Consider the following 26,053-nt stretch of genomic DNA (forward strand, 5'->3'; position numbering starts at 1 on the left):
GGGCGGCTTCAACCAATCCCCGGCGGTTTGTGCTGGTTTCACGGAAATGAACGGAAAATCTTGCACCAAGACAAACGGCAACCTTTCAAAATCCCTGTGTCGGAGAACTAACGCGTTCCACCGTTTCACGAAGCGGCGAAACGCCCTATCTCTTCGCTTTGACGCAATTCCGGACGGAAAGCTACGGCGCGGGCGCCGAGCCTAACCGCTCACACTTTTCCTGGAATTGCGCTAAGGCGCAAGCGGGCTTCCCCTTTGCGGGGTCATGCGCTAGTCAATCGATTGAAACGGCGCAGCGGCGCCGCAGCGAGGACGATCAAGAGCATGGCAGGCGAAGACGAGAAGGGACTGCGGTTTCCGGTCCTGATCGGCGACATTGGCGGCACCAATGCGCGCTTCTCGATCGTGCTCGACGCCAATTCGGAGGCCACCGAGCCGCAGATCGTCCAGACGGCGAATTTCAAGACCATCGACGAGGCGATCCAGGCGGCGGTGCTCGACCGCTCGTCCGTCCAGCCGAACTCGGCGGTGCTGGCGGTCGCCGGGCCGGTCGATGGCGACGAGATCCCGCTCACCAACTGCCCCTGGGTCGTGAGGCCCCGGCAGATGCTTGCCAATCTGGGCTTGGGCGAGGTGGTCGTGCTCAACGATTTCGAGGCGCAGGCGCTGGCCGTGGTGGCGCTCGGCGAAGAGCACATGGAAAAGATCGGCGGCGGCACCCCGGAACCCAATGCGAGCCGGGTCGTGCTCGGTCCCGGAACGGGTCTCGGCGTCGCCGGGCTGATTTATGCGCTCGACCATTGGATACCGGTGCCGGGCGAGGGCGGGCATATGGATATCGGCCCGCGCACGCCGCGCGACTTCGAAGTATTCCCGCATATCGACAAGCTCGAGGGCCGCATATCCGGCGAGCAGATCCTGTGCGGACGTGGGCTCGTCAACGTCTACCGCGCCGTGGCCAGGACGGACGGCAAGCCGACTCCCTTGACCTCGCCGGCCGAGGTCACCGCGGCGGCGCTTTCGAAGTCCGATCCGGTGGCCGAAGAGGCGCTGGCGCTGTTCGTCACCTGCCTTGGCCGCACCGCGGGCGACCTGGCGCTGGTGTTCATGGGCCGCGGCGGCGTGTTCCTGACCGGCGGCATCGCGCAAAAAATCGTGCCGGCGCTCAAAGCGGGCAATTTCCGCGCCGCCTTCGAGGACAAGGCGCCGCACCGCGCGCTGATGCGCGAAATGCCGGTCTACGTCATAACCCATCCGCTGGCGGCGCTGCTCGGGCTTGCCGCCTATGCCAGGACGCCTTCGCTGTTCGGCGTGCGGACGGCGGGGCGGCACTGGCGGGCGTGATCGCGCCGGCGCTCGGGACGGCGCGACGAAGTTTCGCCATAGGCAAGCCGTAGCCGGGGCGCTAAGAGGGTGCGAAAAAGGCGTCCTGACGTTTACGAGAACCCACGAAGCGCTTCCGATTTGACACTTCAAAATCCAAACAAGGCAAAAAGCCGGCCCGCCGAGGTCACGGCGGTGCTGCGCCGTATCGTCGCCGAAAACGGCTATGACCATCGCTGGTCCTATGCGGTCGTCATCGTCTGCTCGCTGCTGGTTTCGGGCGCGACCGCCTTCTCGGCCTGGGTCATGGCCCCGATGGTCAACGAGATCTTCTACGAACGGCGCGGCGACGCGATCGTGTGGATCTGCGCCGGCTTCATGGGCGCCTTTCTGGTGCGCGGCTTCGCCGGCTACGGCCAGGCGATAGCCCTGGCCACGATCGGCAACAATCTGGTGGCCCGCTACCAGAAGCGCATCTTCGACCATCTGATGAAGCTCGGCGTCGATTTCTTCAACGACACGCGTTCCGGCCGCCTGGCGGCGCAGATGGACGAGAATGTCGGCGGCATCCGTGATCTCTTGTCGCTGACGTTGATTTCCATCACCCGCGACGCGGTGACCCTGGTCGGCCTCGTCGGCCTGATGGTCTACCAGGATCCGGTGCTGTCGCTCAGCTCGCTGCTGATCGGGCCGCCGCTGATCTGGGCGGTCGTCTACATCACGCGCCGGGTGCGCAAGATCAACCGCGAATCCGTGCTGATCAACTCGCGGCTGAGCGGATCCGTGCAGGAGGCCACGCAAGGCATCGCCATCGTCAAGGCCTTCACCATGGAGGACGAGCTGGCGCGCCGCATCGGCATCATGGCCGACACCGCCGAGCAACGCAGCAACAAGATCGCCCGCGTCTCCGAACGGCTGTCGCCGATTTCGGACATGCTGGCCGGCCTCGCGGTTACCGCCGTCATCGCTTATTCCGGCTACCGGGCGCTGGTGCTGGGCCAGCCGCCCGGCGCGGTGTTTTCCTTCATCACCGCGCTGATTCTTGCCTACGATCCGGCGCGGCGCCTGGCGCGCATGCAGGTCACGATGGAACGCGCGCTGGTCAATGCGCGCATGATCTACGAGCTGCTCGACCTCGAGCCGAAGCAGGGCGACGCGCCCGACGCGGTCGAGGCCAGGATCACCACCGGTGAGGTGCGCTTCGACAATGTGACGTTCGGCTACAGCGCCGACATGCCGGTGCTGCGGGACCTGAGCTTCACCGCCGCCGCCGGCAAGGTGACGGCGATCGTCGGCGCCTCGGGCGCAGGCAAGTCGACGCTGGTGGCGCTGCTGCAGCGCTTCTACGACGTCGACCAGGGCTCGATCGAAGTCGACGGCCAGGACATCTCGAAGGTGACGAAGCGGTCGCTGCGCCAATCGATCGCCTATGTCTCGCAGGCGCCTTATCTGTTCGAAGGCACGATCCGCGACAACATCCGCTACGGCCGGCTCTCCGCCACCGACTCCGAGATCGAGCAGGCGGCGAAACAGGCTGCCGCCGACGATTTCATCCGCCAGCAGCCGCAAGGCTACGACACGCCGGTCGGCGAGAACGGCGCGACGCTGTCGGGCGGCCAGCGCCAGCGCGTCTCGATCGCCCGCGCCATCGTGCGCCAGGCGCCCATCCTTTTGCTCGACGAAGCGACCTCGGCGCTCGACAACGAGGCGGAAGCGCGTGTGCAGGAAGCGCTGACCCATGTCATGGAAGGCCGCACCACCATCGTGATCGCACACCGGCTGTCGACCGTGGTCAATGCCGACCGTATCATCGTGCTGGAGGAGGGACGGCTGGCCGAGGAAGGCACGCATGCGACGCTGATGGCCGACCCGCACAGCATCTATGCCCGCTTCCACCGGATACAGGGCAAGAAGGGGCTGGGGCTTGTCGACGACGTCAAGGCAAGCCAGACTTCGGCCCAAACTCCCGCATCGCGCAGCCGCGCCAAGAAGACCGTCAGGAGAAGCGCATGAGTGAAGCCGGCGATATGGGCCTGGTGGTGGTGGGCGCCGCCGGCCGCATGGGCCAGACGCTGATCCGCGCCATCCACACAATGCCCGGCACGCGCGTCGCCGCGGCGGTCGAGCGGCCGGACTCGGCCCATCTCGGCAAGGATGCCGGCGAGCTCGCCGGCATCGGCATCATCAACGTGCCGATCGTCGACGATCCGCTGCCGGCCTTCGCCAAGGCCGACGGCGTGCTCGATTTCACGGCACCCGCGGCAAGCGTCGAATTCGCCGGCTATGCCGCGCAGGCGCGCATCGTCCATATCATCGGCACCACCGGCTGCTCGGCCGACGACGATGCGAAAATCGCCGCCGCCGCGCGCCATGCCACCATCGTCAAATCCGGCAATATGAGCCTCGGCGTCAATCTTCTGGCGGTGCTGGTCGAGCAGGCTGCGAAGGCGCTCGACGCCGACGATTTCGACATCGAGATCCTGGAAATGCATCACCGGCACAAGGTCGACGCGCCGTCCGGCACGGCGCTGCTGCTCGGCGGGGCTGCTGCCAAAGGGCGCGGCATCGATCTTGCCGGCAACAGCGTGCGGGTGCGCGACGGCCATACCGGCGTGCGCAAGGCCGGCTCCATCGGCTTCGCCACGCTGCGCGGCGGCTCCGTCGTCGGCGACCACAGCGTGATCCTTGCCGGCACCGGCGAGCGCATCACGCTGTCCCACCATGCCGAGGACCGGGCGATCTTCGCCCGCGGCGCGGTGAAGGCCGCGCTTTGGGCCCGCGCGAAGAAGCCGGGGCTTTATTCCATGCGGGACGTGCTCGGCCTGAGCTGATCCCTATCCAAACATTCCATAGGAGCAAACATGTCGGGAACTCTCGTGCTCGTGCGCCACGGCCAGAGCGAATGGAACCTGAAGAACCTGTTCACCGGTTGGCGCGACGTCGGGCTGACCGAGCAGGGCACCGCCGAGGCGCTTGCCGCCGGCGAGAAGCTCAAGGCGCGCGGCCTGAAATTCGACATCGCCTACACGTCTGCCTTGAAGCGAGCGCAGGTGACCTGCCAGCACATCCTCGACATCGTCGGCCAGAGCGACCTGAAGACGATCCGCGACCAGGCGCTCAACGAGCGCGACTATGGCGACCTCTCCGGCCTCAACAAGGATGACGCGCGCAAGAAATGGGGCGAGGAGCAGGTGCATATCTGGCGCCGCTCCTACGACATCGCGCCGCCCGGCGGCGAAAGCCTGAAGGATACCGGCGCGCGCGTATGGCCCTATTACCTGCACGAGGTGCAGCCACATGTGCTGCGCGGCGAGACCGTGCTGGTCGCCGCGCACGGCAATTCGCTGCGCGCGCTGATCATGGCGCTGGACGGCAAGTCGGGCGAGGAGATCGTCAAGCTCGAGCTCGGCACCGGCGTGCCGGTCATCTACAAGCTCAATGCCGATTCAACCGTGGCAAAGAAGGACGTGCTGGAGGGCTGAGGAGTTGCAAGAAGGGCGCCGGCGCCTCGGCCAGCCCTTTCTCCCCGTCACTATACGGGGAGAAATGCCCGGCAGGGCAATGAGGGGCAGCGCCGGCTTCGGCGATTAACTCGTCCGGGCTCAAAGCGAGAACCGGAACCCCACCCGACCAGCGCCAGCGCCGCCCCTCACCTGCCTGCCGGCATCCTCTCCCCGTATAGTGACGGGGAGAGGGAAGCTCCCGCCGCCGGTTTCGCCAATCGCCAGCGTTGCAAGAACGGCAATGAGAGGCAGCGCCAACGCTGACGAAAAAAGCGCGTTGACACATACCGTTTGCCCGCTTACATGAGCGCCCACCAGCCCAGATGGCGGAATTGGTAGACGCGCACGGTTCAGGTCCGTGTTCCGCAAGGAGTGGAGGTTCGAGTCCTCTTCTGGGCACCATCCTTCGCTCTTCGAGCTTCGGATGGCAGGCCATCCCGGAGCTCCGAGAGCGAAGGGGTCGCCATTTGATCCCGACTGCCAACGGGGTGCAAGTCTCAACGTTCGCGATTAGCCGTAAGCTTCCGAACTTCGTCATTCCAGGGCGGAGCAAGGAGCGAAGCGACGCGCGCAGACCCTGGAATCCATGCCGTGACGTCGAGGCGTTGCAGCGGTCACAGAATTCTGCTCCGTTGCACTATATGACCCGCGTCTCGGCAGGATTCTCGTGTCAAGCCCGAGCCGGCAATGGCGACGTGCTGCGGCTTCAGGGTTTTCTGCGCCGCAGCGGGCTTCCCCATCTCGCTCTCGATTCCGAAACCGACGCTTGCGCGAAGACGCTGATCGAGCGCTTTCATGTCAACCCGCACCACCTGCCGATCGTGCTGTGCCATGCCACGCAGCATCCGATCATCGAGGGCTACGACCCGCCGGAAGGCTGGGGCTGGTGCTTTGTCGACGAGGTGTTCATCGATCTCGGCGAAGACACGACGCCGCAGAACGGCCCGATCCCGAAGTTTGTTTGAGAGTGCGGGCAAGCCGGCCGGCCCCTTCACTTTAAACGCTCGATCTTTTTTGCGAGCGATTCGCTATGCCTGGTTGCCTTCGCTGATCCGCAAGCTGGCCGCCCGAAGCCTGAGATCGAGGCGGGCAGCGACGCGCTGCGATGCGACATTGTCTCGGTCCGTGCTGTAGAACAAGGTGCGAGAACGGAGTGCTGGCAACCGGGACCATCCAGCTGTCGCGCAGGCGGCAAGGCCTCGCCCCCTGAAGGCTTTGACCGTCGCCAGGCCGAGTTCGGCGCCCGCGTCCGCCAGCCGGGCCGCAAAGGCGATGGAAGCGACATCCCCGCCGACGAGAGCCGCACACCATGGCGCCCAAAAGTCCGCCACCTCGCGGAAGCCGAGTTCGAACAGGGCTTCCGGCACGCCTTCCGCCTTCCAGGAGCGGATTATAGCCTGGCCATCATCGGAGTCGCTGCCGACAAGCTGCACCCCGTTGGCATAGGGATGGTCGTGCGGCAGGTCGTAGATCAAACCAAAATTGTGCCGCGCATGGTCACCGCCGCCGAGGAGCGCTAGGTAGAGTTCAAAATGTCTTGGTGTTGCAGGATGCATGAACGGCGGCTCGGTGGCGAGGAGCCCCTCTAGCTCGCCCGCCAGGTCGTCGGGCAGATCGGCGTGCAATCCGAAGATGTTGCCGGAGGCGCAGCCCGCCAGCCAGAGCAGCGGCCCCGGTGAACATTCTGGATCGTTCTCGCCGGCAATCCGTCCGTCGCGGCCCAGTCGAAACAGCGTGCGATAGTCCGTACGGAGCCAGTCAGCGGTCATCGGGCACAGCTTAACGATTCGACGGCATTGGTCCAGCGTCGACTTTGAACGCGCGCACGATCCCGCGGAACACGCATGATCATGCCTTTGTTGAGCGAAAGCGTTTACCGGGTGAAAGCCGTCGATCAGCCGAACGGCTATTTCACCGAGCTCGTCACGGTCGGATCGACGGCATCGGGAACGGATTTGCGCTCATTGCCGGCCAAGATGCCGATGAGGAGAAGGCTGAGCACAACCGGCACAAACAGGATGGCGACGCGCGCCTGCACGTAAAAGATGGCGCGCCATTCGTTTCGCTTTTCAGGGCTGTCGTTCATCATGCTCGCTCTGTTGTGCCTCCCCGGGCCGGACATAGAGACGAAGCGTTAAACATCTCCTTCCGATTCGGTTAACGGACGACGATCTGCTGCATCGCAAAGGGCAGCGCTGCCCCCTCTCGTCCGCTGCGCGGTCAGCTCTCCCCACTTTGTCTAAGCTATGCACACATCTTCTGAGACTGGCGTGACCGATCAGGCCAAGGCGTTGATTGCCAGGTGGTTCCCCCAATCCGTCGCTGCTTCGCAGCGCCACCTTTCCCCCCTCCGGAGGGAAAGGAGGGGAGCGTTGCTGGACTGGCATTGACGGCAAAAAGCTTGGCGCCTTTCCTCTACCCCGTCGATCGGGGAGAGGTGGCTCGGCGAAGCCGAGACGGAGTGGGGGTCGACCAGCGCTACATAAGACAATGCATGCGCCAAGCTGACAAGCAGGCTATCGCCAAAGACCAGCCGCTTGGAAATGTGTGCATGCCGTAGCCCACTGCGTGGGGCGAGGAACGGCGCGCTGCCTCACGCATTGGCTTTTCCGCCGATTTCAGGCAAACCTCGTCGCCTGTAAACCGACACGGAGAAGCGTGATGTTCCGATGGGGTGTTCTGTCGACGGCGAAGATCGGTCGCGAGCAGCTTTTGCCGGCAATCGTGGATTCGGAGAACGGCGTCCTGTCGGCGATCGCCAGCCGCGACCTGTCGAAAGCCAAGGCGCTGGGCGAGCGTTTCGGCGCCCGTCATGCCTTCGGCTCCTATGAGGAACTGCTCGCCTCCAAGGAGGTTGACGGCGTCTACATCCCGCTGCCCACCTCCCAGCATGTCGAATGGACGGCAAAAGCAATCGAGGCCGGAAAACATGTGCTGGTCGAGAAGCCGCTGGCGCTCGACGCCAAGGACATTCCGCCGCTGAGCAAGCTGCGCGATGAGAAGAAGGTGCTGGTCTGCGAGGCCTTCATGGTCGTCTATCACCCGCAATGGATCAAGGTGCGCGACCTGATCGCAAGCGGCGCCATCGGCCGGCTGCGCCATGTGCAGGGCGCGTTTTCCTATTACAATGTCGACCCCAACAACATGCGCAACCAGCTCGATCTCGGCGGCGGCGCGCTGCCTGACATAGGCGTCTATCCGACCGTGTCGACGCGCTTTTCGACCGGCAAGGAGCCGCTGCGGGTGCAGGCGACGATCGAGCGCGACAAGACTTTCGGCACCGACATCTATTCCTCGATCCGAGCCGATTTCGGCGATTTCGAGCTGTCCTTCTACCTGTCGACGCAGATGGCGGCGCGGCAGGTGATGGTGTTCCACGGCGAGAAGGGTTTCATCGAGGTTTTCGCCCCGTTCAATGCCGGTCTCTACGACCACCACCGCATCGAGCTGCACAACCAGAACCACAGCGAGGCGCAGGTATTCCGCTTCCCGGGCACGCAGCAATACCGGCTGGAATGCGAGGCCTTCGTGCGTGCCGCGCAAGGCGGCAAGGACCGCGTCTTCACGCTGGAGGAATCGGTGCTCAACCAGAAAGTCATCGACGCCATCTTCCGCGCCGGTGACAAAGACGGCTGGGAGCCCGTCTGAGGCTTTGCAATAAGTTGCCGGCTAGTTCTGGGAGGAAAAATGGCTGACGCGGACGTGATCATTGTCGGCGCGGGGCTGGCCGGCCTCGTCGCCGCGACGGAGTTGGCAGAGGCCGGCAAGAAAATCATCATCGTCGACCAGGAGCCGGAACAGTCGCTGGGCGGCCAGGCCTTCTGGTCGTTCGGCGGGTTGTTCCTGGTCGATTCGCCGGAGCAGCGGCGCATGCGCATCCGCGATTCCCACGACCTCGCGCTCGAGGACTGGATGGGCACGGCCGCCTTCGACAGGCCGGAGGATTTCTGGCCGCGCAAATGGGCGGAGGCCTATGTCGGCTTCGCCGCCGGCGAGAAGCGCTCATGGCTGATCGAGCGGGGCATGAAATTCTTCCCCATCGTCGGCTGGGCCGAGCGCGGCGGCGGCAATGCCGTCGGCCACGGCAATTCGGTGCCGCGCTTCCACATCACCTGGGGCACCGGGCCCGGCGTGCTCGAGCCTTTCGTGTTGCGCGTGCGCGAGGCGCAGAAGCGCGGGCTGGTCGAGTTCAGGTTCCGTCACCGGGTCACCGAGATTGTCCGCGGCGGCGATACGGTCAGCGGCGTACGTGGCGACATCTTGCAGCAAAGCACGGTGGAGCGCGGCCGCAAGAGTTCTCGTGACATGGCCGGCGATTTCGAGCTTCACGCGCAAGCGGTGATCGTCGCCTCCGGCGGCATCGGCGGCAACCACGAGCTGGTGCGCCAGAACTGGCCGCAGCGGCTGGGCGCGCCGCCGAAGCGGATGATCACCGGCGTGCCGGACCATGTCGACGGCCGCATGCTGGCGATCACCGAAGCGGCCGGCGGGTCGATCATCAATCGCGACCGCATGTGGCACTATGTCGAGGGCATCAGGAACTGGGCGCCGATCTGGACCGAGCACGCGATCCGCATCCTGCCCGGCCCCTCCTCGATCTGGCTCGATGCGCGCGGCAGAAGGCTGCCGGCGCCGCTCTATCCGGGCTTCGACACGCTGGGCACGCTCAGCCACATCATGAGCACCGGTTTCGACTATTCCTGGTTCATCCTGACCAAGAAGATCATCCAGAAGGAGTTCGCGCTGTCGGGCTCCGAGCAGAACCCCGACCTCACCGGCAAAAGCTGGCGGCAGGTGCTGGGCCGCGCGACCTCAGGCATTCCCGGCCCGGTGAAGGCGTTCATGGAAAAGGGCGAGGATTTCATCGTCGAGGCCGATCTTGCGAAACTGGTGGCGCGCATGAACGCGCTGGCCGGCGGCGAGCCGCTGCTGGACGTCGCCCAGGTCGAGCGCGAGATTCGCGCCCGCGACATGCAGCTCGACAATCCGTTCTCCAAGGACGCTCAGGTCACCGCGCTGCGCGGCGCCCGCGCCTATCTCGGCGACAAGCTGATCCGCACGGCCAAGCCGCACAAGATGCTGGATCCGACGAACGGCCCGCTGATCGCGGTGCGCCTCAACATCCTGACCCGCAAGACGCTGGGCGGGCTGGAGACCGATCTCGACAGCCGCGTGCTGGACGCCGATGGGCAACCGGTGCCAGGGCTTTATGCGGTGGGCGAGGTCGCCGGCTTCGGCGGCGGCGGCGTGCATGGCTATGCGGCGCTGGAAGGCACATTCCTCGGCGGCTGCATTTTTTCGGGGCGTAGTGCCGGGCGGGCGGCGGCGAAGGCGGTCGCCTGAGAAGAAGCTATGCCATAATTGAGATGCCGGCAGGACAGAGGAGGCGCGAAGGATCGCGGCGAACGCGTATTTTGCCCGCGTTTTCAAAAAAGATTTTTCGCGACCTGCGAATCCTTTTCACCCATCCGAAACGTCTCCCTTTGACCAACCGAAGGAGACGACCATGACCTACAATCTCATCCGCTACGGCGTGAAGGACGCCAGCATCGCCGAGAACCGGGCGCTGGTGGCAAAGGTGTTCGAGGCGCTGGATGAAACGAAGCCGCAATTCGTGCGCTATCTCGTGCTTGAGCTCGACAACGGCGAATTCGTCCACATCGTCGGTTATGAAGAAGACAGTTCGGCGCTGACCGGACTCGACGCTTTCAAGGCCTTCGGCGCCGATCACGCCGAGCGGCGCTCGACACCGCTGGTCCGGTCGCCGGCGAAGATCGTCGGCAACTATCATATGCTGGCGAACGCCGACGAGACCGTGCCGGCCTGACCGGGGCACGGTATCGCCCGGCGAGCCGCCGACTGAGAGAACGAGGACGATGATCACAGCGAAATTCGACCGCGCTGCGCTTGAGGCCATGCTTGTCGGCCTGCGGCCCAAATTGCACCGCTATGCCGCCCGCATGGCCGGCTCGGCAATCGAGGGCGAGGACATCATGCAGGAGGCGGTGGTGAAAGCGCTTGCTGCTCACGATGGCGGCGCCACGGTCGAGCGTCCCGAGCAGTGGCTGTTCCGCATCGCCCATAATGCGGCGCAGGATCATCTGCGCCGCCGCCAACGGGAGCGCTCGCGCATGACCGAGGCCGACATGACCGAAATAGAAGATCTCTCCGCCGACGCCGGGGCGAGACTGGCGGCGGCGGCAAGCCTGCGCAGCTTCATGCGGCTCACGCTGGCGCAGCGCAGCGCCGTGATCCTGGTCGATGTGCTCGGCCTCAGCTTGCATGAGACTTGCGAGGTGACGGGCGCGACTGTAGCCGCCACGAAGGCGGCACTGCATCGCGGCCGGGCGGAGCTGAAGGCGCTGGCCTCGGCACCGGACGACGTGGCGGTGCCGAGGCTCGATCCCGAAGAAGAGCGCCGGCTGCGCCGCTACATCGACCTGTTCAATGAACGCGACTTCGACGGGGTCAGGACGCTGATCGCCGAGGACATCCAGGTCGACGTCCTCAATCGCGCCCGCCTCAACGGCAAGAAGGAAGCCTCGACCTATTTCGGCAATTACGACCGCCTCGGCGACTGGGCCCTGTCGCTCGGCTTCGTCGACGGCCAGCCGGCGATCCTGATCGGCAACCCGCAGGCGCACGATGCGGTGCGCGGCTTCATGCTGATCGATTGGCGCGGCGATGAGGTCGTGCGCATCCGCGATTTCCGGCACGTCCCTTATTGTGTCGCCGAGGCTGACATCCTGTTCGCCCCAGGCGAGCGGGCATGACGCCGACACCGCGCTAACACTGCTTTTCTGTTCCCACGACCGGACCGAGTTTCCCTCCGGCTCGAGCGGCTGTACGCGTTCTCGAACCGCGTGTTCGCCGTTCTCATCACCGTGCCGGAGCTTCGCCCGCCGGAAATCCCGACCTTCGCCGCGCCGCCCGGACTGTGGCCGACCTCATCCCGCGCTGTGGCAGGCCAGCTACCGTCAACATAGATGTTTCAAACATCAATCCTTGACGATGGAACATTTTAATGTAGGCTACAGCACCGACACCTCATATCTGAGAACTGAACGAGAGAGTCATCGGTGATAACCGCACCGCAATTGCGCGCCGCTCGGTCGCTGCTCGGCATCGATCAGCGCCGGCTTGCCGAATTGTCCGGACTGTCGGTGCCGACGATCCAGCGCATGGAAGCGAGCGGCTCGATCATCCGGGGCAATGTCGATTCGCTGATGAAGCTGATCGCGGCGCTCGAGATCGCCGGCATCGAGCTGATTGGGGAAGGCGCGGTCAGCCAGGGCGGCGGACGCGGCGTGCGGCTGAAGGCCGGGTTCGATCCGGCCAAGGCATCCGAAGCCCATGGCGACGGGGCCGAACGAAGCGGGAGCCGGCCGTGAATTCGACGGTCGCGCTTCTGCTGTGCGGCCCTGCCGCGCTTCTGACAACAGCTATACTGGGCGCAGCCGCCGGCCGGCACACTGCCGCGACGCGGCTGGTCTATGGCGCCGCGTTTGTCATTTCAGCTGCCGTGCTAGCGATCGTCGCCGGCCATCTCGCCAGCAACCCCGGCGAGGCGCCCGCCATCGCTTTGCCGCTCGGCCTGCCGTGGACGGGCGCCCGGTTCCGCCTCGACAGCCTGTCGGCGTTCTTCCTCGTCGTTGTCAATCTGGGCGGCGCCGTCACCAGCCTTTATGCTCTTGGCTACGGCCGGCACGAATCCGCGCCGCATCGCGTGCTGCCGTTCTATCCGGCGTTCCTGGCCGGCATGAACCTCGTCGTGCTGGCCGACGACGCCTTCAGCTTTCTGTTGTCCTGGGAATTCATGTCGCTCGCCTCCTGGGCGCTGGTCATGGCGCATCACCGCGACGAGGCCAACCGGCGCGCCGGCACCATCTACCTGGTGATGGCGAGCTTCGGCACGATGGCGCTGCTGCTTGCCTTCGGCCTACTGGCAGGACCGGCGGGGACCTATGCGTTCGACGCGATGCGGGCTGCGCACCCAGGCCCGCTCGCGGCAGGCGCGGTGCTGGGTCTCATGCTGCTCGGCGCCGGCTCCAAGGCCGGCCTCGTGCCGCTGCATGCCTGGCTGCCGCTTGCCCATCCGGCAGCACCCAGCCACGTCTCGGCGCTGATGAGCGGTATCATGACCAAAGTCGCCATCTATGGCTTCATCCGCGTGGTGTTCGACCTGCTTGGCGAACCGGCATGGTGGTCGGGCATTGCCGTGCTTCTCATCGGCGGCGCGACGGCGGTGCTGGGCATCCTCCACGCGCTGATGGAAAACGACCTGAAGCGGCTGCTCGCCTATTCGACCATCGAAAATATCGGCGTCATCTTCGCCAGCCTCGGGCTCGCGCTCGCCTTCAAGGCGAACGCCATGCCGTCGGCGGCGGCGCTGGCCCTCACGGCGGCGCTTTTCCATGTGCTCAACCATTCCTTCTTCAAGAGCCTGCTGTTCTTCGGCGCCGGCGCGGTGCTGACGTCGACCGGCGAACGCGACATGGAAAAGCTCGGCGGCCTCATCCATCGCCTGCCGGTCACCAGCTTCGTCTTCCTCATCGGCTGCATCTCGATCTCGGCGCTGCCGCCTTTCAACGGCTTCGCCTCCGAATGGCTGGTCTTCCAGGCCATATTGCGCAGCCCCGAGCTGCCGCAATGGGGTCTGAAGGTCATCGTGCCCGCGGTCGGCGGCCTGCTGGCGCTTTCGGCGGCTTTGGCCGCGGCCTGCTTCGTCAAGGCATTCGGCATCACCTTCCTTGGCCGGGCGCGGTCGGCGGCGGTGGAACGGGCGCATGAGGTCGACCGCTGGTCACTGGCGGCGATGGCCGTGCTTGCCGCCTTCTGCCTGCTCGCAGGCATCCTGCCAGGCCTCGTCATCGACGGCCTGTCATCGGTGACGCTTTCGCTTATCGGCGACCGCATGCCGGTGCAGGTGGCTGAGCTTTGGCTGTCGATCGTGCCGATCGCCGAGAGCCGCAGCTCCTATAATGGCCTGCTGGTGTTCGGCTTCATCGCCATTTCGGCGTCGCTCGCGGCCTTCTTCATTCACCGCTTCGCCTCGCATGCGCTGCGCCGGGGCATTGCATGGGGGTGCGGTTTCGCGGATGCGGTGCCGGCGGCGCAATACACCGCCGTCAGCTTCGCGCAGCCCATTCGCCGCGTCTTCGGCAGCTTCGCGTTCCGCGCCCGCGAGACGGTGGAGATGCCGGCGCCGGGCTCCCTCGATCCGGCGCGCCTCAGGGTGGATATGCATGACGTGGCTTGGGAGATATTCTACCAGCCGATCGCCGGCGCGATCGATTTCGCCACCGAGCGGCTGAACCACCTGCAGTTCCTGACCATCCGCCGCTACCTGACGCTGGTCTTCCTCTACCTCGTCATCCTGCTCCTGGTGCTCGCGCTATGGCCTTGATGCTCGAGCTGGCCGTGCAGGGCGTGCAGATGTTTTCGGTGCTGTTGCTGGCGCCGCTGCTGATCGGCTTCGTGCGCAAGGTGAAGGCGAGGCTTGTGCGGCGGCAGGGACCCCCGGTGGTCCAACCCTATCGCGATCTCGTCAGGCTGATGCGCAAGGAGGTCGTGCTGGCCGACAACGCGTCCTGGCTGTTTCGCGTGACGCCCTATCTGATCTTCGCCGCCACCTGGGTCGCGGCGGCGCTGGTTCCGACCTTCGCCTCCGGTCTTGAGTTCAGCTGGGCCGCCGATCTCATCGCCATCGTGGCGCTGCTCGGCAGCGCGCGCTTCTTCCAGGCGCTGGCCGGAATGGATGTCGGCACCAGCTTCGGCGGCATCGGCGCCAGTCGCGAGGTGATGATCGCCTCGCTCGCCGAACCGGCGATGCTGCTCATCGTGTTCAGCCTGGCGCTGGTGGCCGGCGCGACGCAGCTTTCGACGGTCGCCGCCTTCATGGGTTCGCCTGAGGTCGGACTGCGGGTGTCGCTCGGCATGTCGCTGATCGCGCTGGTGATGGTGGCGATCGCCGAGAATGCGCGCATGCCGGTCGACAATCCCGCCACGCATCTGGAGCTCACCATGGTGCATGAGGCGATGATCCTGGAATATTCCGGCCGCCATCTGGCGATGATCGAGCTCGCCAGCTTCATCAAGCTGCTGCTCTACATGTCGCTGATCGCCTGCGTCTTCCTGCCCTGGGGACTGGCGAACGCCGGGGCGGGGCCGCAATCGCTGGCCATCGGCGCCGCCGCCTATCTCGGCAAGCTCGCGGTGCTGGCCCTCCTGCTTGCCGTGTTCGAGACGGCCGTCGCCAAGATGCGCGTCTTCCGCGTGCCGGATTTCCTGGGCGCAGCACTGATGCTGGCGCTGCTCGGCACGCTCCTGCTGTTCGTCTCGCGGAGCCTGTGATGAGCGGGATCACCTTCGACATCGCCCATCTGCTCGCCGGCAGCCTGGTGCTGATCTCCTTCATGATGCTCTACCAGGACCGGCTGTTCGCGCTGATCAACGTCTTTGCCCTGCACGCGGTCGTGCTCGCGCTGTCGGTGGCATGGCAGGCCTATATCCAGGACGCGCACCACCTCTACATCACCGCGGCGATCGCGCTGGTCTTCAAGGCGATTGTCATTCCCGTCGGGCTGCACCGCATCATCCAGCGGCTCGGCATCCATCGCGACATCGAGACCGCCGTCGGCATCGGCCCGACCATGCTCGCCGGCATCGGGCTGGTGACGCTTTCCATGGTGCTGATGCTGAGGGTGACGCCCGAGGCCGACCCGCTCGCCCGCGAGGATCTCGCCTTCGCGCTGTCGATCATCCTGCTGGGGCTGCTGGTGATGGTGACGAGGCGCAACGCCGTCAGCCAGGTCGTCGGCTTCATGTCGCTGGAGAACGGCCTGGTGCTCGCCGCCACCGGCGCCAAGGGCATGCCGCTGGTGGTCGAGATCAGCGTCGCCTTCTCGATCCTCATCGCCTTCATCGTCATCGGCGTCTTCCTGTTCCGCATCCGGGAGCGGTTCGATACGGTCGATGTCGGCGCGCTCGACGACTACCGGGGAGAACGCCGGTGAGCGGGTTTTCCTTCGACGCCGTGGCCGCGATCCTTTTCATTCCGGCGGGCGCCGCGGCCATTCTGGCGGCATTTCCGAACTACCGCATGACGGCGATCGTCAACATGATAGCGAGCCTGCTCACCTTGCTCGCCGCGCTGTCGCTGTTCGTCACCGACCGGCCGGCGCCGGGGCAATATCTCATCGTCGACGATCTCAACATCGTCTTCATCGTGCTCAACACATTCGTCGGCTTCACCACCAGCGTGTTCAGCGCCTCCTATATCGCGCATGAGCTGGAGACCGGCCGGCTGACCGCGCCGAACCTCAGGTTCTACCACGCGATGTACCAGATCATGATGTTCGGCATGAACCTCGCCTTCGTGTCGAACAACATCGGCCTGATGTGGGTCGCGGTGGAGCTCGCCACGCTGACCACCGTGCTGATGGTCGGCATCTATCGCACGCATGAGGCGCTGGAAGCGGCGTGGAAATATTTCATCCTCGGCAGCGTCGGCATCGCGCTTGCCCTGTTCGGCACCATCCTCGTCTACATGGCCGCCCAGCCGGTCGTCGGCGAGGGCACCAACGCCATGGTCTGGTCGGTGCTGATCGAGAAGGCGGCGCATTTCGATCCCGCGCTGCTCAGTGTAGCCTTCATCTTCCTGCTGCTCGGCTATGGCACCAAGGTCGGCCTTGCCCCCTTGCACGCCTGGCTGCCCGACGCGCATGCCGAGGGCCCGACGCCGATCTCGGCGGTGCTGTCGGGCCTGCTGCTCAACGTCGCGCTCTATGCCGTGCTGCGCTTCAAGCTCCTGCTCGCGGCGAGCCCGCAGGCGATCGGCCCCGGACCGCTGATGGTCACGATGGGGCTGACCTCGCTGATCTTCGCGGCCTTCATGCTCTACCGCCGCCGCGACATCAAACGCCTGTTCGCTTATTCCTCGATCGAGCATATGGGCATCATCGTCTTCGCCTTCGGCATGGGCGGCCCGCTCGCCAACTTCGCCGGCCTGCTGCACATGGTCATGCACAGCCTGACCAAGTCGGCGATCTTCTTCGCCGTCGGCCATATCGCGCAGGTCAAGGGCACGCAGCGTATCTCCGAGATCAGGGGCTTGACCGAAAGCCATCCGGGGCTTGGCTGGGCGCTCGTCATCGGCGTCGTAGCGATAGCCGGCCTGCCGCCGCTCGGCATCTTCATGAGCGAGTTCCTGGTCGTCAGCTCGACCTTCGCCAGGCATCCGTGGCTGGCTATCCCGCTGGTGCTGGGGCTGCTGATCGCCTTCGGGGCGCTGCTGCTGCGGCTGACGGGGCTTGCCTTCGGCGAGCCGCGCGGCGGCATGGCGCCGGTCGAGGCGTCCTACGTGCCGATGTACTCGCACCTCGCCCTGGTGTTCGCTGCCGGCATCTATCTGCCGGGGCCGCTGGTCGCATGGTTCCAGCACGTCGCCGGGATATTGGGGTGATGCGCATGGCGAGGAAGAACATGCCCGCGCTCGCCGACCTCATCGAGGCCGATCGCCGGATCGAGCATCACGTCCCCTGGCCGCGCGCCGTGGTGGCCCCGAAAGTCTGGAACCTCGCCGTCGAGCAACTCGCCAATGGCCGCTGGAGCCTGCTCGGCCTGTGGGGAGAGCCGGACAAGGTGCACATGGCGCTTCTCGACGAGGCGCTCGACATCGGCGTCATCAGCCTGGATTGCCGCGGCGGCCGCTGCCCGTCGGTCGGCCAATATCATCCGCCCGCCTTGCGGCTGGAACGCGCCGCCGCTGACCTGTTCGGGCTGGCGCCGCAAGGCCTGCCCGACACCCGTCGCTGGCTCGACCACGGCCAATGGGGCGTCTCGCATCCGCTGGCGGCGCAGCCCGGCGCGCCGGCGGCCTCCGCCTCCTATCGGTTCCTCGCGGCGGAAGGCGAGAGCCTGCACCAGATCGCGGTCGGGCCGGTGCATGCCGGCATCATCGAGCCGGGGCATTTCCGCTTCACGGCCGGCGGCGAAACGGTGGTGCGGCTGGAAGAGCGGCTGGGCTATGCGCACAAGGGCATCGAAGGCCTGATGGCCGGCGCATCTGTGGATCGCGCGGCCGGGCTGGCGGGCCGGACCTCGGGCGACAGCACGGTGGCCTACTCGCTGGCCTTCGCCCGCGCCGTCGAAGCCGCGCTCGGCATCACGCCGCCGCCGCGCGCGATATGGCTGCGCGCGCTGATGGCCGAGCTGGAGCGCCTCGCCAATCACCTCGGCGACATCGGCGCCATCTGCAACGACGCCGCCTTCGCGATCATGCACGCCCATTGCGGCGTGCTGCGCGAACGCGTGCTGCGCGCCGCCGACGCCGCCTTCGGCCATCGCCTGATGCGCGACCGCATCGTGCCCGGCGGCACGGCAAGCGATCTGAGCGAGGCGGGGGCGAGCGCCATCCGGTCCCTGGTCGCGGAGATCAGGCAGCGCTTCCCGCATCTGGTCGAGCTCTACGACAACACCGCCTCGCTGCAGGACCGCACGGTGGCGACCGGCCGGCTCACGGTCGAGCTCGCCCGCCAATATGCCGCCGGCGGCTATGTCGGACGCGCGTCGGGCCGCGATTTCGATGCGCGACGCAGCCCAGGCTATGCGCCTTACGACCAGCTCGCCTTCGATGTGCCGGTGCTGCAGGAGGGCGACGTCAACGCGCGCGTCTGGATCCGCGTGCGCGAAGTCGAGCAGAGTCTATCGCTGGTCGAGCAAATTCTCGGGCGACTTCCCGGCGGTCCGATCCGAGTCGACATCGACACGGCCGACAATGCCGCGCTTGGACCGCGCGAGGGCATGGCGCTGGTCGAGGGTTTCCGCGGCGACATCCTTGCCTGGCTGCGCATCGGCGAGGGCGGCTGGGTCGAGCGCTGCCACCTGCGCGACCCGTCATGGTTCCAGTGGCCGCTGCTCGAAGCGGCGGTCGAGGGCAACATCGTCGCCGACTTCCCGATCTGCAACAAATCGTTCAACTGCTCCTATTCCGGCCACGACCTCTAGAACCATGCGCAAGCTGCTCTTCGAAAGCCTGATCCGTCCGCCCCTGACCGAGCGACCGCCGCAAGTCAGCGACGCGGCGGTCGACGAGCTGGCGCGCGCTCTCGACGGCACGGCCCGCAGGCGGCTCGGCAGGAGCCTGTCGATCCGCGCGGTCGACGCCGGTTCCTGCAATGGCTGCGAGCTCGAGATGCATGCGCTCAACAACGCCTTCTACGACATCGAGCGCTTCGGCTTCCGCTTCGTCGCCTCGCCGCGCCATGCCGACGTGCTGATGGTCACCGGGCCGGTCACCAAGAACATGCGCGAGGCGCTGAAGCGGACCTTCGACGCAATGCCTAGCCCGAAATGGGTGGTGGCGCTCGGCGGCTGCGCCAAGGACGGCGGCTGTTTTGCCGGCAGCTACGCGGTCGTCGGCGGCGTGTCGGACGTGGTGCCGGTCGACCTGCACATTCCAGGCTGCCCGCCGCCGCCAATCGAGATCCTCAAGGGATTGATCGCCTTGCTCGACGGCGCCAACGGAAGGGCGGGCCTCGCCAAGAGCTGAGAAGCAGGCAGCGCGGCCGCGTTACGCATTGTGCGCAAGCTTGCCCATCCGCGTTTGGATCGGACAGGTGCCGATCTCACGAGAAGAGTTCGCCGGCCTTCTCAAACAGCGAATCGAGCTCGTCCGACGCCTGCGAATCGAACAGTGTATCAAGCGTTTCACGAACCATACGGCTTTCCTCGATCAAGCGCTCGATTTCCCGCGCGTCGAGAAGCCGATTGAAGCGACAGCTGACAGTGTCCGCCGTACGATTCACGGTGTAACAACCGATTAGTTCCGCCGCATCTTGTCCCAACTGAAGGTAAAAAAAATCCGGCGTCGCGATACTGCCCACAAAGAGGGACGCCCCGCCCTCGGAAATATCGCGCAAATCGAAAGTCGCTTCCGTCACCTCCTTTAGCCCGTGTGTCGGGAAGACCATCCGGACCGCGAGACTGATGCTCCGCCTGGCCCATCGCCGCCTTTCTGCTCCGGCCGGATCGTTCATGGGCAGTCCTTCCAATGATGGACCAGACGCCAGATGGTGACCGTACCTAGGATTGCAAGCAACGCGACGAATGCTGAAATGTTCAGCACGACCTTGAAATGCATCGGTAACGGGGCGCGCCGCATGCAATCCTCCAAGACCTGGCTGGACTGCAGATGTGGCGGCACATGCCGAGGTCCAGGTCCGTAACGATTCTATAGAGCATATAGCTATCAGGGAGTCTTTAAAGATTTCCTAGTGTTCACCAAGACTTCAACCCGAGAAGAGGACACGGTTCGCTGAACCGCATCGCGCGAGTAAGTAGTCGATTTTAATGCCGAGACAAAGCATCAGGCTCAGGCCGGCAAGATACGCGCCGGCCCCAGCCTGAGAACAGGAGTTGTGCTGCTGTCTCCGCCAAGATCGGCAACACAGGCGTAACAATAGCAGGCCAGGGGAGGGCCATTTTTACGGAGATCATCACAATCTCTCACGCCAAGAACCATGACTTCGAGTGGCGGAACGAGAGCTCACGTCTGTCAGGCGATCCCCGTGCTTGGCGGCGAACGCGTTGACCTCGACAGATTCTGGAACGGATTCGCGGGGACGCCGGCAGAATTCGACGAGGCGACCCGTCAGCACTACGCGATCTTTATGCAACGGCCTGGAGCCATGCGCGCTGACATCGCTCAGTTCGGCAGGCGCGGCGCCAATCATCGGCTAGCGAGAACGTTCGGGCTTGTCACGGCAGCGGCGCCTTGAAAAAGGCGGCACGCCTCCAAGCGGCGGCATCAAAGTGCGGCGCATCTCAAATCCGCCGCAAAGGCAAATCAACTGGCCCATCATCGTCAGCCAATTGTCTTTTCGCCAATCACGGCATAGTGCGAGCCGTCACGAGCTCGTGGGTCCTCCAATGTCTCTGAATGAAGCAAGCAAGCCCGCCAAGAAAAACGCGCCCAAAGCCAAAACAGTGACGGAACCGCCACCGCGCGACCAGATCCTGATCGGCCCCGATTTCATCCATAAGGGCGAGCCGCATGAGAGGCTCGACCGCTTCTTCGGCGATCTGGCGAGCCGCTTCGACGCAGCACCGGCGGTGATTTCCGGCGGCCGGCCCTGGTCGTACCGCGAGCTGAACAGCCGGGCCAACCAGTTCGCGCATCTGCTGATCGAGCGCGGCGTGAGGCCAGGCGACAGGGTGGGCCTTTTGCTGGACCGCTCGGCCGAGACCTATATCGCTATCCTTGCCGTGATGAAGGCCGGGGCGGCCTTCGTCCCTTTAGCCACCGCCTTCCCCGAAGATCGCATGGTGATGATTATCGAGGACGCCAATGTCACGATGGTGATCAGCGTCTCCGGTTATGCCGCGCGCGTGGCGCGCCTGCCGGTTCCGCATATCTCGATCGACTCGGCGGAATCCGAAATCGCCCTCAAGCCGGAAACGGCGCCCCTGCCGGAGGGCAGCCAGGACCAGACCTGCTACATTCTCTACACCTCCGGCACCACGGGCAAGCCGAAAGGCGTGGTCATCACGCATCAGAGCTTCTGCAACTTCATCCGCGTCGCAGCGGCATCCTACGGTTACCAGCCGGGCGACCGCGTGTACCAGGGCATGACCATCGCCTTCGACTTCTCCTCGGAGGAGATCTGGGTGCCCTTTGCCGCCGGCGCCACGGTCGTGCCGGCGCCGGGCCAGCAACCCCTCGTGGGCGAGGAGCTGGCCAGCTTCCTGCGCGAGCATCACATCACCTGCATGGCCTCCAGTCCGACGCTTTTGTCGTCGATCGAGAGCGACGCGCCCAGCCTGCGCACGATCCTGGTCGGCGGCGAAGCCTGCTCGCAAAAGCTGGTGATGCGCTGGGCGAAGCCCGGCCGCCAGATCCTGAACACCTATGGCCCGACCGAGGCGACGGTCACCGCCACCATGGGCTTGCTGACGCCGGACGAACCGGTGACCATCGGCAGGCCGCTGCCCACCTATTCGATAGCCATTCTCGACCCCGAAAAGCCGAACGTGCTGACCGGCGACCGGCTGGGCGAGGTCTGCATCGGCGGCATGGGCGTGGCAGTAGGCTATCTCAACCGGCCGGAACTCACCGAACAGCGATTCATCAAGGATTTCATCGGTCTGCCGAACAATCCCGGCGGCCGCATCTACCGGACGGGCGACCTCGGCCGCATCAACGACAAGGGCGAGATCGAATATCACGGCCGCATCGACACGCAGGTGAAAATCCGCGGCTACCGCATCGAGCTGGGCGAGATCGAGGCCGTGCTGCTGGAACAGCCGGGCATCGCGCAGGCGGCGGTCACGACGTGGGAGATCGAGCCCGAGCGCACGGAACTGGTCGCCTATTACGCCCCCAGGAGCGGAGGCGACAGTGTGGATCGCACCATGCTCGTGCGCGAACTCAAGCAGCGGCTGCCCGACTACATGGTTCCGGCCTATCTGGAGCAGCTGCCCGCGATCCCGATGACCGTCTCCAACAAGGTCGATCTGAGGAAGCTGCCAAAGCCGACCAGCGCGCGCGTCGCGGCCGGCCATGCGATGATCGACCCGCGCAACGAGGACGAGAGGTTCCTGGTCGACACGCTGCAGGATGTGCTGAAATTCGAGGACATCTCCATCGAAGACCACTTCTTCGACGACCTCGGCGCGAACTCGCTGTTAATGGCGAGGTTCTGCGCGCGCATCCGCTCCCGCAAGGCCTGGTCGACGACCTCGATGCGCGACGTCTACCTGCATCCCACGGTCGCCAAGCTCGCCGAGCACCTGCGTGCGCCGCATATGGCCGCGGTTGCGGCGAGCGAGCCGATGCTGACGCATCGGGCTTCCAGCTTTGCCTATTGGAGCACGGGATTTGGGCAGCTCATGTTCTACGCGCTCTACAGCTATGGCTCGCTCTGGGCGATCAATGACGGGCTCAACTGGGTCTATGACGCGCTGGACGACCCGGTGCAGCTCTATCTGCGCTGCGTTCTTTTGTCCGCCAGCGTCTTCTTCGGGCTGAGCGGTTTTGCCATCATCGCCAAATGGCTGCTGGTCGGCCGCTGGAAGGCCGAGACGTTCCCGATCTGGGGCTGGCGTTATTATCGCTTCTGGGTCGTCAAGACACTGGTCCGCAGCGCGCCGGTGGTGCTGTTCCGCGGCAGCCCGCTATATAGCCTCTATTTGCGCCTGCTCGGTGCCCGGCTCGGCAACCGCACCGTCATCGAGTGCCGCTCCGTTCCGGTCTGCACCGACCTGATCAGCATCGGCGACAACTCGATCCTGCGCAAGGATACCATGATCCTGGGCTTCCGCGCCCAGGCGGGCTACATCCACACCGGTCCGCTCGACATCGGCCACAACGCTTTCGTCGGCGTCGGCTCAACGTTGGACATCGACACCCGCATCGGCGACGGCGCCCAGCTGGGCCACGCTTCGTCGCTGCATCGCGGACAGGCGATCCCTGCCGGCGAGCGCTGGCACGGATCGCCGGCGATTCCGACCGAGGCGGACTATTGCACGGTTCCCAACGTGCCGCTGTCGCACGCGCGCCGGATCATCTACGAGGCGATCCAGCTCTTCATCCTCTTCGCCATCGTCACGCCGTTCCCGCTTCTGTTCCACACCTACTGGGAGAATGTCGGCGACGACTATCAGGAGACCATCGGCATCGTGGCGATCGGCACCACGGTGACGCTGGCGGGCTTCATCATCGGCGGCGTGCTGCTGGCGGCCATCGTGCCGCGGCTGTTCAACCTCATGCTGAAGCCCGGCCGAGACTATTCGCTCTACGGCTTCCACTACTGGCTGCAATCGATGCTGGAGCTGGTCAGCAACGTGCGACTGCTGAACGTGCTGTTCGGCGACAGCTCGGCCATCGTCTACTATCTGCGCGCCATCGGCTGGCGGCTGAACAAGGTGAACCAGACCGGGTCGAATTTCGGCACCAACCAGCGGCATGAAAACCCGCAGCTCAGCGAGATCGGTTCGGAAACGATGGTGTCCGACGGCCTGTTCATGGTCAACATGCAGAAGTCCGCCAATTCCTTCCGCCTCGAGCACACGCGGATCGGCGAGCGCAACTTCTTCGGCAACAACATTATCTATTCGCCGGATTCCCGCACCGGCGACAATTGCCTGCTCGGAACCAAGGTGCATGTACCGGTCGATGGTCCCGTGCGCGAGAATGTCGGGTTGCTTGGGTCGCCGCCCTTCGAAATCCCGCGCATGGTCAACCGCGACAAGGAGCTTCTCGGATTGATCTCCGACAAGGAGCGCCACCGCCGGCTGCCGCTGAAGAACCTCCACAATCTGGTCACCGCATTGCTGTTCTTGGCTGCGCAGTGGCTGATCCTGTTCCTGACGCTCGCCATCTGGGACAGGGCGCTCAACTACTATAACGATTGGGAGCAGACGGCGCTGTTCGTGGCGGTGGTGCTGACCACGGCGATCGGCATTCCGTTCTACGTCTTCCTGGAACGTGTCAGCCTCGGTTTCCGCCGACTGAAGCCCAGGATGGCCACGATCTACGACCCGGTCTTCTGGCGGCACGAACGCCATTGGAAACTGTCCGACTCGCCGATCATGGGCCTATTCACCGGCACCCCGTTCAGGCCGCTGATCCTGCGTCTGGTGGGCGTGAAGGTCGGGCGGCGCGTCTATGATGGGGGAAGCATCATCACCGAGCGGTCGCTGGTGGAGATCGGCGACGACGCGACGCTCAACGAGGGCTGCGTCATCCAGGCGCATTCGCTGGAGGAAGGCGCGTTTAAGTCCGACTACATCCGCATCGGCAATGGCTGCACGCTCGCCCCCGCCGCCTTCATCCACTACGCGGTTGCAATGGGCGAGGGATCTGTGGCGGACCTCGATTGCTTCGTCATGAAGGGCGAAGTGCTGGAGCCCAACACCGTGTGGCGCGGCAACCCGGCGAAGCTCTATGGCGTGGTGACGCCGATCGACGCGCGCGCAATCAAGATCGGGCAGAAACAGTGAAACGTTCCGCCCAAGCGCGGACTGGCGACCGCCCGGTCGTCCTGCGGCCCGTCGGCGAGGACAACCGGGCGGCGATCCTGGCGCTCGAGCTGACGCCCGAGCAGCAGGGCCTCGTCGCCTCGAATGCAGACTCGCTGCAAGAGGCCGGGGAGGATGACGAGGCTCTCGCACGCGCTGTAGTCGCGGCCGGGCGCGTCGTCGGATTCCTGATGTACAGCGCTCCGGAGGACGATGACGAGGCGATCATCTATCGTTTCATGATCGACCGCCGCGAACAGGGCAAGGGCCTCGGCAGTGCCGCGGTTGCCGGGGCACTGGAGGAGATCGCGCAGCTCGGCCACATACGCCGCGTCTCGATCTGCTACGAACCGGACAACGAGGCGGCGCGCCGGCTCTATGCCGGCTTCGGTTTCGTCGAGACGGGACTGGACGAGGATGGCGAGATGATTGCCGTGCTCGAATTGAGCAGCAAGTGATCACACGGCCGGACGACGCGCGACCGGACATCGAGAGCGCCGTCGAGCAGGCGCTGGCCGGCCTCGCGCCGCCCGGCCTCGTCACCGGCTGCCGTCTCGTTCGTGCCGGCGACGAACAATACCTACTGCCGGCGGAAGGCGCTTCCATCGCCACGCGCGAACAAAGGGCGCGTGCCGCCACTGGAGCGGGCCGTCGGGTCGCGCACGAATTGCTGCGGCGGCTGAGATGTGCGGATCTCGCCGTCTTGCGGGGCCAATTGGGAAACCCGATCTGGCCTGGAGGTATCGTCGGTTCAATCGCGCATGACGACGAGCTTGCCGTGGCGGTCGCCGCGCGATCCGACGCGATGAGAAGCGTGGGCGTCGACATCGAGCCTGCCCTGCCTTTGCCGCACGACCTCCGAGACATGGTGGCAACGCCGCAAGACTGCCTGGGCGATCTTGATTCCCGCCTGGGCAGCCGCATTCTGTTCGCGATCAAGGAAGCGGTCTACAAGGCCTCGTTTCCGCTCGACGGCCGGGTGCTGGGCTTTGAGGACATCGCCGTCGATCTCACCTCGGGCGAGGCGGTCACTTCATCCGGCAATCGGTTGACCGTGCGCTTCACCATCTCGCCCAGAATCCTGGCGCTGGCTTATGCGGAATAGGCGCGCCGAGCCCTGCCCCGACCATTCAGAGTGGACGTTGAACACGAATGGCGCCCGAAGATTCGAACTGAACTGCGAGCCTCGGATAAGCAGTCTGGTGCAG

Annotated in this window: 22 protein-coding genes and 1 tRNA gene; 20 read left to right on the top strand and 3 right to left on the bottom strand. The window is 65.1% G+C overall.

Annotated features, from left to right (window positions below; all coding sequences use genetic code 11):
* Positions 1 to 324: 324 nt before the first annotated feature.
* The 6 genes from FJ425_RS02780 (at position 325) to FJ425_RS02805 (ending at position 5,791) form a co-directional block, all read left to right on the top strand.
* Positions 325 to 1,344, top strand: a complete 1,020-nt coding sequence (locus FJ425_RS02780) for a glucokinase (RefSeq protein ID WP_140633419.1) — start codon at positions 325 to 327, stop codon at positions 1,342 to 1,344.
* 120 nt (positions 1,345 to 1,464) lie between these two features.
* Positions 1,465 to 3,336 (top strand): ABC transporter ATP-binding protein, encoded by a 1,872-nt coding sequence (locus FJ425_RS02785; protein WP_140721664.1) that lies wholly within the window; start codon positions 1,465 to 1,467, stop codon positions 3,334 to 3,336.
* A complete protein-coding gene (gene dapB / locus FJ425_RS02790) occupies positions 3,333 to 4,154 on the top strand; it encodes a 4-hydroxy-tetrahydrodipicolinate reductase (protein WP_140721667.1) in 822 nt (273 codons plus the stop codon). The genes FJ425_RS02785 and dapB overlap by 4 nt, the downstream gene beginning before the upstream one ends.
* Before the next feature lie 30 nt (positions 4,155 to 4,184).
* Positions 4,185 to 4,805, top strand: coding sequence for a 2,3-bisphosphoglycerate-dependent phosphoglycerate mutase (locus FJ425_RS02795; RefSeq protein ID WP_140721670.1), 621 nt, complete (start codon positions 4,185 to 4,187; stop codon positions 4,803 to 4,805).
* Between the two features lie 338 nt (positions 4,806 to 5,143).
* Positions 5,144 to 5,228: transfer RNA gene (locus FJ425_RS02800), tRNA-Leu, on the top strand.
* A 230-nt stretch (positions 5,229 to 5,458) separates the two neighbouring features.
* Positions 5,459 to 5,791: a hypothetical protein gene (locus FJ425_RS02805; RefSeq protein ID WP_140633432.1), complete on the top strand. Its 333-nt coding sequence runs from the start codon at positions 5,459 to 5,461 to the stop codon at positions 5,789 to 5,791.
* Between the two features lie 63 nt (positions 5,792 to 5,854).
* On the opposite strand, the gene FJ425_RS02810 is transcribed toward FJ425_RS02805, so the two are convergent.
* Together FJ425_RS02810 and FJ425_RS02815 are read right to left on the bottom strand one after the other, a co-directional pair.
* A complete protein-coding gene (locus tag FJ425_RS02810; protein WP_140633435.1) occupies positions 5,855 to 6,595 on the bottom strand; it encodes a GNAT family N-acetyltransferase in 741 nt (246 codons plus the stop codon).
* 137 nt (positions 6,596 to 6,732) lie between these two features.
* The gene (locus FJ425_RS02815) at positions 6,733 to 6,915 is read right to left on the bottom strand and encodes a hypothetical protein (protein WP_140633438.1); all 183 of its coding nucleotides are present in this window, start codon (positions 6,913 to 6,915) and stop codon (positions 6,733 to 6,735) included.
* Between the two features lie 572 nt (positions 6,916 to 7,487).
* Between FJ425_RS02815 and FJ425_RS02820 the strand changes: the two genes are divergently transcribed.
* The 11 genes from FJ425_RS02820 to nuoB all read left to right on the top strand — a co-directional run bounded on the left by FJ425_RS02820 (position 7,488) and on the right by nuoB (position 19,377).
* On the top strand, positions 7,488 to 8,474 hold the full coding sequence (locus tag FJ425_RS02820; RefSeq protein WP_140633441.1) for a Gfo/Idh/MocA family oxidoreductase: 987 nt from the start codon (positions 7,488 to 7,490) through the stop codon (positions 8,472 to 8,474).
* 39 nt (positions 8,475 to 8,513) lie between these two features.
* Complete coding sequence (locus FJ425_RS02825; protein WP_140721673.1) at positions 8,514 to 10,169, top strand: FAD-binding dehydrogenase; 1,656 nt, start codon at positions 8,514 to 8,516, stop codon at positions 10,167 to 10,169.
* Between the two features lie 163 nt (positions 10,170 to 10,332).
* The gene (locus tag FJ425_RS02830; protein ID WP_246677863.1) at positions 10,333 to 10,653 is read left to right on the top strand and encodes a hypothetical protein; all 321 of its coding nucleotides are present in this window, start codon (positions 10,333 to 10,335) and stop codon (positions 10,651 to 10,653) included.
* A 49-nt stretch (positions 10,654 to 10,702) separates the two neighbouring features.
* Positions 10,703 to 11,599 (top strand): RNA polymerase sigma factor, encoded by an 897-nt coding sequence (locus FJ425_RS02835; RefSeq protein WP_140721676.1) that lies wholly within the window; start codon positions 10,703 to 10,705, stop codon positions 11,597 to 11,599.
* Positions 11,600 to 11,905: 306 nt separating this feature from the next.
* The gene (locus FJ425_RS02840) at positions 11,906 to 12,217 is read left to right on the top strand and encodes a helix-turn-helix transcriptional regulator (RefSeq protein WP_140633450.1); all 312 of its coding nucleotides are present in this window, start codon (positions 11,906 to 11,908) and stop codon (positions 12,215 to 12,217) included.
* Positions 12,214 to 14,232 (top strand): hydrogenase 4 subunit B, encoded by a 2,019-nt coding sequence (gene hyfB, locus FJ425_RS02845; RefSeq protein WP_140721679.1) that lies wholly within the window; start codon positions 12,214 to 12,216, stop codon positions 14,230 to 14,232. Before FJ425_RS02840 ends, hyfB begins: the two co-directional genes overlap by 4 nt.
* Entirely contained in the window at positions 14,223 to 15,179 is a 957-nt protein-coding gene (locus tag FJ425_RS02850) for an NADH-quinone oxidoreductase subunit H (RefSeq protein WP_140633456.1), read from the top strand. Before hyfB ends, FJ425_RS02850 begins: the two co-directional genes overlap by 10 nt.
* Positions 15,179 to 15,841, top strand: a complete 663-nt coding sequence (locus FJ425_RS02855; protein WP_140633459.1) for a hydrogenase-4 component E — start codon at positions 15,179 to 15,181, stop codon at positions 15,839 to 15,841. The genes FJ425_RS02850 and FJ425_RS02855 overlap by 1 nt, the downstream gene beginning before the upstream one ends.
* A complete protein-coding gene (locus FJ425_RS02860) occupies positions 15,838 to 17,289 on the top strand; it encodes a hydrogenase 4 subunit F (protein WP_140633462.1) in 1,452 nt (483 codons plus the stop codon). Before FJ425_RS02855 ends, FJ425_RS02860 begins: the two co-directional genes overlap by 4 nt.
* 20 nt (positions 17,290 to 17,309) lie before the next feature.
* Positions 17,310 to 18,833 carry an NADH-quinone oxidoreductase subunit C gene (locus FJ425_RS02865; RefSeq protein WP_140633797.1) on the top strand — a complete coding sequence of 508 codons (1,524 nt, stop codon included), beginning with the start codon at positions 17,310 to 17,312 and terminating at the stop codon, positions 18,831 to 18,833.
* Positions 18,834 to 18,837: 4 nt separating this feature from the next.
* Positions 18,838 to 19,377, top strand: a complete 540-nt coding sequence (gene nuoB / locus FJ425_RS02870; RefSeq protein ID WP_140721682.1) for an NADH-quinone oxidoreductase subunit NuoB — start codon at positions 18,838 to 18,840, stop codon at positions 19,375 to 19,377.
* Positions 19,378 to 19,453: 76 nt separating this feature from the next.
* Here the strand turns inward: nuoB and FJ425_RS02875 are convergent, their stop codons facing one another.
* Positions 19,454 to 19,864: a hypothetical protein gene (locus FJ425_RS02875; protein WP_140633468.1), complete on the bottom strand. Its 411-nt coding sequence runs from the start codon at positions 19,862 to 19,864 to the stop codon at positions 19,454 to 19,456.
* Between the two features lie 949 nt (positions 19,865 to 20,813).
* Between FJ425_RS02875 and FJ425_RS02880 the strand changes: the two genes are divergently transcribed.
* The 3 genes from FJ425_RS02880 to FJ425_RS02890 are packed head-to-tail and all read left to right on the top strand — an operon-like array spanning position 20,814 to position 25,950.
* Positions 20,814 to 24,827 (top strand): Pls/PosA family non-ribosomal peptide synthetase, encoded by a 4,014-nt coding sequence (locus FJ425_RS02880; protein WP_246673445.1) that lies wholly within the window; start codon positions 20,814 to 20,816, stop codon positions 24,825 to 24,827.
* Positions 24,824 to 25,303 (top strand): GNAT family N-acetyltransferase, encoded by a 480-nt coding sequence (locus FJ425_RS02885; protein WP_246673447.1) that lies wholly within the window; start codon positions 24,824 to 24,826, stop codon positions 25,301 to 25,303. The genes FJ425_RS02880 and FJ425_RS02885 overlap by 4 nt, the downstream gene beginning before the upstream one ends.
* Positions 25,300 to 25,950: a 4'-phosphopantetheinyl transferase superfamily protein gene (locus FJ425_RS02890; protein ID WP_140633473.1), complete on the top strand. Its 651-nt coding sequence runs from the start codon at positions 25,300 to 25,302 to the stop codon at positions 25,948 to 25,950. The genes FJ425_RS02885 and FJ425_RS02890 overlap by 4 nt, the downstream gene beginning before the upstream one ends.
* The last annotated feature ends 103 nt before the right edge of the window (positions 25,951 to 26,053 follow it).

Origin of the sequence: Mesorhizobium sp. B2-7-2 (assembly GCF_006440775.1) — a bacterium.
Classification (GTDB): Bacteria; Pseudomonadota; Alphaproteobacteria; order Rhizobiales; family Rhizobiaceae; genus Mesorhizobium.

Excerpts from the sequence above, each read along its gene's own strand:
- FJ425_RS02780 (WP_140633419.1), top strand. The coding sequence starts at position 325 with ATGGCAGGCGAAGACGAGAAGGGACTGCGGTTTCCGGTCCTGATCGGC.
- dapB (WP_140721667.1), top strand. The coding sequence starts at position 3,333 with ATGAGTGAAGCCGGCGATATGGGCCTGGTGGTGGTGGGCGCCGCCGGC.
- FJ425_RS02795 (WP_140721670.1), top strand. The coding sequence starts at position 4,185 with ATGTCGGGAACTCTCGTGCTCGTGCGCCACGGCCAGAGCGAATGGAAC.
- FJ425_RS02810 (WP_140633435.1), bottom strand. The coding sequence starts at position 6,595 with ATGACCGCTGACTGGCTCCGTACGGACTATCGCACGCTGTTTCGACTG.
- FJ425_RS02815 (WP_140633438.1), bottom strand. The coding sequence starts at position 6,915 with ATGATGAACGACAGCCCTGAAAAGCGAAACGAATGGCGCGCCATCTTT.
- FJ425_RS02820 (WP_140633441.1), top strand. The coding sequence starts at position 7,488 with ATGTTCCGATGGGGTGTTCTGTCGACGGCGAAGATCGGTCGCGAGCAG.
- FJ425_RS02825 (WP_140721673.1), top strand. The coding sequence starts at position 8,514 with ATGGCTGACGCGGACGTGATCATTGTCGGCGCGGGGCTGGCCGGCCTC.
- FJ425_RS02830 (WP_246677863.1), top strand. The coding sequence starts at position 10,333 with ATGACCTACAATCTCATCCGCTACGGCGTGAAGGACGCCAGCATCGCC.
- FJ425_RS02835 (WP_140721676.1), top strand. The coding sequence starts at position 10,703 with ATGATCACAGCGAAATTCGACCGCGCTGCGCTTGAGGCCATGCTTGTC.
- FJ425_RS02850 (WP_140633456.1), top strand. The coding sequence starts at position 14,223 with ATGGCCTTGATGCTCGAGCTGGCCGTGCAGGGCGTGCAGATGTTTTCG.
- FJ425_RS02855 (WP_140633459.1), top strand. The coding sequence starts at position 15,179 with ATGAGCGGGATCACCTTCGACATCGCCCATCTGCTCGCCGGCAGCCTG.
- FJ425_RS02865 (WP_140633797.1), top strand. The coding sequence starts at position 17,310 with ATGCCCGCGCTCGCCGACCTCATCGAGGCCGATCGCCGGATCGAGCAT.
- nuoB (WP_140721682.1), top strand. The coding sequence starts at position 18,838 with ATGCGCAAGCTGCTCTTCGAAAGCCTGATCCGTCCGCCCCTGACCGAG.
- FJ425_RS02875 (WP_140633468.1), bottom strand. The coding sequence starts at position 19,864 with ATGAACGATCCGGCCGGAGCAGAAAGGCGGCGATGGGCCAGGCGGAGC.